Source organism: Aminobacter sp. P4_H6_2, from assembly GCF_056400805.1.
The window spans coordinates 1-7,475 of the sequence record NZ_JBFUKO010000255.1 but is presented as its reverse complement, the minus strand read 5'-3'; the positions used below and the strand labels follow the sequence as shown (position 1 = coordinate 7,475).

Sequence of the window (7,475 nt, the reverse complement as noted above, 5' to 3'; positions counted from 1 at the left end):
CGCTTCGCGATAAGGGCAACGCGCCCTCCGTCCACCTCCACCCCGACGTAGTCATCGGCAAGCGCGACCAAATCTTCACCGGCATGATCGCAGGCGCGGTCGTGCTACTGGTCACCGCAGCCGCACTGACCGGTCAGATCAGCCTAACCAGCCCCCAGGGCCTCGCACAGGCCATGGGGATGGTCATCATAACCGTGGCCTGCGCCTTCTTCCTGAACATATACTTTGCCGGCGACCTGACCGGCCCGGAGAAGAGGCGAATGATTGCCCTTGCACTCCTCTTCGTCGCCGCGGCGCTCTTTTGGTCGGGTTTCGAGCAGGCGGGTTCATCGCTCAACCTGTTTGCCAACGACCTCACCCAGCGCGAACTCGGCAGTTTCATCGTGCCCACCTCGTGGTTCCAAAACCTCAACGCCCTGTTCATCATCTTGCTGACCCCGGCCTTCGCCGCGTTCTGGATCTATGCTGAGAACCGCTGGACCATCCCCGTCTTTGTGAAGTTCGGATTGGCGCTAATCGCGATGGGATTAGGCTATTTGATCCTCGTGCCAGCCGCGCTTACCGCAGCTACCGGTGTGAAAGTTTCCGCGCTCTTCTTGGTCGGCACCTATCTTCTTCACACTGTGGGCGAACTGATGCTGAGCCCGGTAGGCCTGTCTACCTTCTCGCGCCTCGCGCCCGAGCGCTTCACCAGCCAAATGATGGGTTTCTGGTTTGTCGCCTCTTCGCTCGGAAACCTGATGGCCGGACTGCTCGCATCTGGCATGGACACTGAGAACGCGGCTGGCCTACCGGAAGCCTTCATGCGTATCTTCCTGACAAGCGCCGCTTTCGGGGTCGTGCTTATCCTCCTTGCTCGCCCGCTTACTCGCTGGGCTCTTGGTGGTAGCGAGCGGCTTGAAGAGGCTCGTGAGGCTCAATAACTCGGCCGGTCTGTTTTCATCGGCCAGTTGGCAACGAATATCGCAGACAGCGCCGCAGTAGCGGGGTCAGCTGACAGTCTCCATCGCTTGGTGGAGTTCGACATGTCCGAAACGAGTGCCATGCTGGTTTACCCGTATGGCCGCCACGCGGCGCACGCCGACCGAAACGGCGCCGAGAATGAGCGGTCCGGTTTCAGCAGAGTTTTACCGCAAGTTGCCATTGTGCAACCGACCTCATCTCGGTCCTTCCGCTTCTCACAGTCGCTGCCCAGCGACCGAATATCGGCGTGAGTTGGCAAGGGGCTAGCTACTCCAAGATGCGAGCATGACACTCGCATTTCCAGTACCATGCAACGAAATCTCGATTTAGGAATTGTTCCAACTCTGGCTATCACGGCGGGAGTTGGGAGGGAAAATGCCATGGCAGTTGCAATCAGCAGGGATCTGCAGGTTCAGGAGCAGGACCTGGCCGCGCTATCCGATGAAGTTGCGAAACGGGGAAACTCGCCCTGCGATCAAGCAAGCAAGGAAGCGAGCAATCGCATCAGGCGCTTTCGGGCGGATTTGGAAAAGATGGCGTCAGCGCTGGGCGTTGAAAGCCGCAACCGACTTGCCGGCATTTTCCAGCACGCTAGGTGTGAACAACGACAAGCGACACATGCGCGGACACAAATGAGAGCCAGCCATCTGCTATGGGTCCTGTTTGCGCTGGCAGCGACGGGATGTGTGTCGGAAGACCTGCCCCCTCAGCCAGGCTACGTGTCGAACGGCCATAGTGGCGTGGCCTCTGTTGCTCCGTCCGTGACAGGTAGAGGCCGCGGAGCAATGGCGACGAATTCATCCGGATACTTCGTCGAATTCCGTTCCCGCTATGCACTAAGCTACGGCCATACCTACGTTGCTTTCGGGCGCCTCAATGAGGCAGGGCGGGCCGCCAATCTCGAAATTGCGGGCCTTCACCCGGCGTCCAACAGCGAAGTTCCTTACGTCCTTGGTCATTTTGTGCCGGTGCCCGCCGAAACCGGAGCGAGCGATGGCGACTTGGAAGAACAATACAGGTCAGCGAGTTGGCGGGTGATGCTAAACCAGGCCGAGTATAACAACGTCGTTGCGCACATACGCAAGCTTCAGGATACCACGCGGCTCTGGCAGGCTTCGGTTTACAATTGCAACGCCTTTACCGGCGATATCGCCCGCTCCATGGGATACAAGGTTCCCTCGAAATACCTGCGGCCTCAGCAGTTCGTAACCGAGCTTCGGGAGATGAATACGGGTCCAGGCGGTCGCCCCTAAGGGCATCCTCCGTACCGCGTCGGTCATTCCGGTCTGCACTGGAGGATGTCCGCTCAAGCGCAAAGCCGACGTATCCGCCACAATGAGGAAGCAATTTCCTCATTGTGGTCCGCCTAGAATTTGGCATTCAAGCCTATTCTTCCCGTCAGGGTATAGCTGTCTCCGAAATTGTTCAGACTGGTGTCGATCGTGGCCTCGCCATAAAGGGCATATTTCTCATTGCCCAAGGTGCCCCCAAGACCGAGGCGACCCCACAACGCGTCCTGTTCGCTGGTGTGCTTGACAGCGGAAAGCCTGACATCCGAGTTCGACTGTAAGTCGTAGTAGAGGTTTGCGATGCCGTAGGCATAGAGACGGCTTGTCTGGCGAGACGCTCCCTGAGATTATGCGTATCCGCCAGCGAAACCGCGCCGCTGAAGAGGCCGGTGAAGTCGTCACGATCGATAGCCGAATAGGTCAGCTGTGCCTGCGGGGTAACCGACCAATTGGCGCCGAGCGCAATCTGTTAGGCGCCTCCAGCATCGCTACCCCCTGGACAGCATTGCTCGGTCTCGAAGGTGCCTGACGCGATTGCTCAGCTCGGTTTGGTGCTGCATCGCCTAGCTTTGCATACCATCCCAATCTTGGGCGCCGTGTCCATTTCTTTTCTGCTGGGCTGTACTCGATGAAGAGCCCAGTGGACTACTATTCTGGACGCAACAGGTTTGATCAGATTCGACGCACATGGCAAACCATCTGCGGAGATCCTCTTACAAGGAACCATATCTATGGCGAATGGAAATGGAAAACGGCTCGATCGTCGGGACTTCATAATTGCGTCGGCCACCACCATCGGTGCGGCTGCCGCGCTGGTGGCGGGACCGACGCAGGTACGAGCGGCTTCGGTACCAGCAAATGCGGCGCCGACTGGAACCCAAGGGACCTCCTACACAGGTGACGTCATCGACGGAAAGAAGGTCATCACTTCGCTCGACGTGAACGACCTGGAAGCCGGGCAGAAGCATCGCCTGTATTTTCAGGGTGTGGAGACACCCACAGGGCAGCACTGGTACGTGTCGGTGACTGTGGCAAAGGGGGCCAAGCCGGGCAAGCGTGTCGTCCTGACAAGCGGCGTGCATGGTGACGAGATGAGTTCCATACACACTGTCCAGACCGTGGTGAACCAGCTCGATCCGACGAAGATGTCCGGCACGGTGACGGCAGTCACCGACATATCCCGCCCCGCTCTGGAAAGCATGCAACGCCGGTGGCCGAACCAGGGCAGAGGCATCGATCTGATCGACATGAATCGGGAATGGCCCGGAAATGAGAACGGCCTCACTGCAGCTAGCCGCCATGCAGGGCTGCTGTTCAACAGGCTACTGCGACCGAACGCCGAAGCAGCGATCGATTTCCACACTGGGACGACCGGGTTCGAAGTCACCGCATTCAACATCGGCGAGATAGACAGGCCCGAGGTCAAGGCGATGTTGGATCTCTATCCTGTCGGCCAGATTCTCAACATGCCGAAATCCGCCTATCCCACGGTCTTGCACAATGCGTTCATAGACGCGGGAATCCCGGCAATTGCACCGGAGATCGGCGCTGCCCGCGTACTGGATCGTGAGATGATCGCGCTGTTCGTGGAAGGGACGATGAACGTCCTCAAGCATTACGGGATCGTTGCCGGACCGATAGGCCGCACTGCCAAGGACATGGCTGTCTTTGTCGGCAATAGCGGGTTCCCGGTTCTAGCCACTGCCGGTGGGATCGTCGAGCATCTCGTCAAACTCAATGACAAAGTTGTGCCCGGACAAAAAGTGGCCATCCAGCGCAACAGCTTCGGCGAAGTGGTAGCGGAGTATACAGCCGAAGTGGCTGGAGAGATTTCGGGACAGCGCAGCGATGCAATGTCCGAGCCCGGCAACCCTCTCGTATTCATTCTGTTCAACAAGTCGCAGCAAGACGGTGTTGAAATTTACCCCGAATAGATCATCTACGCGAGCGACCGCTCAGGAGTATCTACGAGCATCGCGACTTAGCCCTCGACACGACCTGGTTTGAGCAACATCCTCGCGTGCGAAATTGCCCTTGAAGGATGCTCCGAACAACGCATCAACGTGCAATCGGGCCACTGGCGTGAGATCGAAGTTGRCGAGATCCACGGGGCCGCGATGCTTCACCCCAACGGCCTCGGCCAACACAGGCCACCAAGGCCAGGAGCAACACCAGTATGGCTCGCAAATCGGGCCCGGCGGAATTGACGGACGAGATCTAGGACTTCGCGCGGTTTGAGGAATTTTTCCTCCGACTTCTTTCGTGCGGGCACTTCGCCTACGCTAGTGGGCCAGCTTGGAGGACTATCATGTGGAGAGAACTATCGATCGCAGCAATCAGCGTCCTGACGCTTGCAAGCATCGAGCTTCCCGCATCAGGCGCGGCGATCGGTGCAGGCAACCCGTATCCCGTCAGTGACTACAGGTGCGAGGACGGCACACGCTTGGCAGTGCGCCTCCTCGGTGACCACGCCTCGGTATCCATCAACGGAGCGACCGCTATCGATTTGCCCGCCATGGGACCAGACGGAACAACCTACTCGAATGGTCAGCAGACGATGACCATAGTACAGGGACACCTRTCGTGGGGGGTGGGCAGAGCAGTGCCATCTGCTTGCATCGGCGGCTGAGTGACTAGTCTTTCCTGAACATGGCGGTACGCCCTCTACGGGAGCGTTCCGCATCTTAGGAAGTGGAGACGACATTCTCAGCAATTCGGCCGGACCGAGAACATCAACCAGCCGCGCAACATCAATCCTGGCCCCGTAGACGCGGCGCCACAACGAAGCGCATCGTCCGCATCCCTCTTCACCTCGCCGAAAGAAAAAGGACGAATGAAGTCTGCCTCAACTGGCCCGTTCCTCCTTGGCAACGCTTGATTTTGTTAAGATCAAATATTTCCACAACAATCCCCCGATAACCATCGCAGATGCTGGAAGAGCAAGTCTGTAACGCGTTCGGCGGAGCGAGGCTTAAGTCTCCGGCCGGAAGGTACAGTCATGTCAACAATGGCAAGACAGCGTGTGGCGAGGGAGCGCAAAATGATACGCTTTTGGCTGAGAGATATCTCCGAAGTCCTTCACGATGTCATCAGGCTGTTGATGCTGATGCGGGCGCCTTGCGGCCGGGACAAGCGTCAAAAGGGCCGGCCGCCGCTCGATTTCGACGGGCGATGACCGGACGCGATCCGTCCCTGAAGCCAAAGCCAATCTCCCGATCCGGAGACTCTCGCATGCATATGGCAAACTCAGCCCTCGCCGTCGGAGTACGCTCACGCCCGACCGCCTTGAGCATGTTTTCAGCCGGTCGGAAATTTTCGGCTCGAAAAAGGGGCGCCTTCTGCGGCTCACTTGCTGTCGCAATCGTGGCCTTGCACTCGGTAGCGTTTTCGCCCGACGCGGCATTTGCCATCGAGGGCGACGCGGTGGACACGGCGATTGTCTTCGCCGTAGACAGGTCCTCTTCTATCGGCCCTGATACGGCTCAGCTGCAGCTCAACGGTCATGTCGAGGCGCTACGATCCGCCGAGGTCGCCAATGCCATTACAGGCGGTCCGATCGGATGCGTCGCGATCTCCTATGTCGAATGGTCGAGCGTTGGGAAGCTGGCCGTCATCCTTCCCTGGACGAGACTATGCGGCGCCGAAGATGCCAGCAATGCGGCGGGCCTCATCCTTGAACGTGGAAGCGACGGCACCGAGCCAAGGGGGCGCGGCAAAACCTCGCTTTCATTCGCCATCGACGCTGGCAGATTGCTGCTCGACAGTTATCCCGGCCATGCGGGGCGCAAGGTCATCGACGTTTCCACGAACGGCACCAACAATGACGGGCTACCGCTCAACGACAGCCGGGCGCGAGCATTCGAAGTCGGCTACATAGTCAACGGCATTGCGGTCTCGCGGGACGACCCCGGAATAACCGATGACCTGCCGGGATATCTGGAAAACAACGTTATCACGGGGGCGGGAGCCTTTGTGATCGCGCCGAGCAAGCCGGAAGAATATGCAATGGCGCTTCGGCGCAAGCTTGTTCTGGAGATCGTCGGCACCACGGCCGCGCAATATGCCAGCAACATCACGCGACAAACGCCACGATGAGGTGCCCCGCTCGGCCATCCACTTCCACATCTATGGAGGAGCAGTTGCCCTATTTCGCTATTTTACTACATGCGACCATGCGGTGCTCTCGTGACTCATGGTAGCGCTCGTCAGCGGATCGAGAGCCGCATGCGAGATCCCGGCATGCTCTACAATTTGGGCAATTCACTGGGCTTCATCGTCGGGCTCGGCGTCGCACTCGCAGCGGATGTTTCCCGCGATGACGGGGCCAGCGTGTGGAGCCGCGGCATTGTCCATGTTGTAGGCAGTCCGGCGGCTGCTGCGTTAACTGGCGCCGCGCTCGTGTTTTTCTGGGGCGGCCTCCTCTACACCAGGGCCTGGTCAAACGGCGCGCCACCCGATCCCAAGCTCAATCGACAAGGCGATGTGCTTTCTGGCATCGGCGCAATCCTTCTCGGGATCGGATTGGTCATCATGGGCAATCCCTGGCTTGCCGCTTCGGCCGGTTTACTGCACGCAGCGGGAAAATTCGGCAGTGCCTTGGGTGGCATGCGCGTTGCCGATTTCTGCAAGGATCTGGTCCTGGTAAGCCGTGTACCAGCGGTCCTTGTGGGCGGGGCTGCGCTCTGGCGGGAGCTTGCGCTGCTGGAAAACTTGCAGGAACTGCTGTTGTCTCTGAGCTTCATGACTTGTTGCCTGATATGGGCCGCGGCCGATTGGATGCTGCTGTCRCCAGACGGGTGGGTCAAGCCGGTAGTAGTACGTCTTGCCAAAAGAGAACCGGGAGCTTGATCGAGAATGAAAAAGACCTCGATAGCTAGAAAAAACCGCAATGGCCGGCGTGGCCGGACATCTTTTGAGTTGAGCTTGGAACTTTCAGAAACGAAGCCAGCATCTGATTACACCTCTGATTACAATGGAATCCAACCAAGTTGCATCATACCCGGTATTGCGAAGTAGTTGCAGCATACGGCGGATATGACGAGCTCGCTATGCTAAGTGATTTGTCCCGAAACTCTGCATGGAACATGCTGAGCACATTGGAGCACCCCGTCCAAGAGACGTCATTTTTGGTAAATGAGGCACACCTCATTTTTCTCGATTCCACAATTGCTTTGCTGTAGACATCCACTAGGCAACTCTTGCTTGGTGCCATCAAAATGGTGG

Annotated in this window: 6 protein-coding genes; 5 read left to right on the top strand and 1 reads right to left on the bottom strand. The window is 58.2% G+C overall.

The genetic code is table 11. The features are described 5' to 3' along the window. Both AC1DUU_RS17980 and AC1DUU_RS17975 read left to right on the top strand, forming a co-directional pair. The coding region (locus AC1DUU_RS17980; RefSeq protein ID WP_476784764.1) for an oligopeptide:H+ symporter at positions 1-923 on the top strand (923 nt) is incomplete at its 5' end. Positions 924-1,595: 672 nt separating this feature from the next. Beyond that, the gene (locus AC1DUU_RS17975; protein WP_476784766.1) at positions 1,596-2,216 is read left to right on the top strand and encodes a hypothetical protein; all 621 of its coding nucleotides are present in this window, start codon (positions 1,596-1,598) and stop codon (positions 2,214-2,216) included. 172 nt (positions 2,217-2,388) lie between these two features. On the opposite strand, the gene AC1DUU_RS17970 is transcribed toward AC1DUU_RS17975, so the two are convergent. Further along, positions 2,389-2,661 carry a hypothetical protein gene (locus AC1DUU_RS17970; RefSeq protein WP_476784765.1) on the bottom strand — a complete coding sequence of 91 codons (273 nt, stop codon included), beginning with the start codon at positions 2,659-2,661 and terminating at the stop codon, positions 2,389-2,391. A 322-nt stretch (positions 2,662-2,983) separates the two neighbouring features. On the opposite strand from AC1DUU_RS17970, the gene AC1DUU_RS17965 reads away from it, so the two are divergent. The 3 genes from AC1DUU_RS17965 to AC1DUU_RS17955 all read left to right on the top strand — a co-directional run bounded on the left by AC1DUU_RS17965 (position 2,984) and on the right by AC1DUU_RS17955 (position 7,100). Then, positions 2,984-4,186, top strand: a complete 1,203-nt coding sequence (locus tag AC1DUU_RS17965) for a succinylglutamate desuccinylase/aspartoacylase family protein (RefSeq protein ID WP_476784763.1) — start codon at positions 2,984-2,986, stop codon at positions 4,184-4,186. Positions 4,187-5,180: 994 nt separating this feature from the next. Next, positions 5,181-6,347, top strand: a complete 1,167-nt coding sequence (locus AC1DUU_RS17960; protein ID WP_476784762.1) for a DUF1194 domain-containing protein — start codon at positions 5,181-5,183, stop codon at positions 6,345-6,347. 144 nt (positions 6,348-6,491) lie between these two features. Next, the gene (locus AC1DUU_RS17955) at positions 6,492-7,100 is read left to right on the top strand and encodes a hypothetical protein (RefSeq protein ID WP_476784761.1); all 609 of its coding nucleotides are present in this window, start codon (positions 6,492-6,494) and stop codon (positions 7,098-7,100) included. Positions 7,101-7,475: the final 375 nt, after the last annotated feature.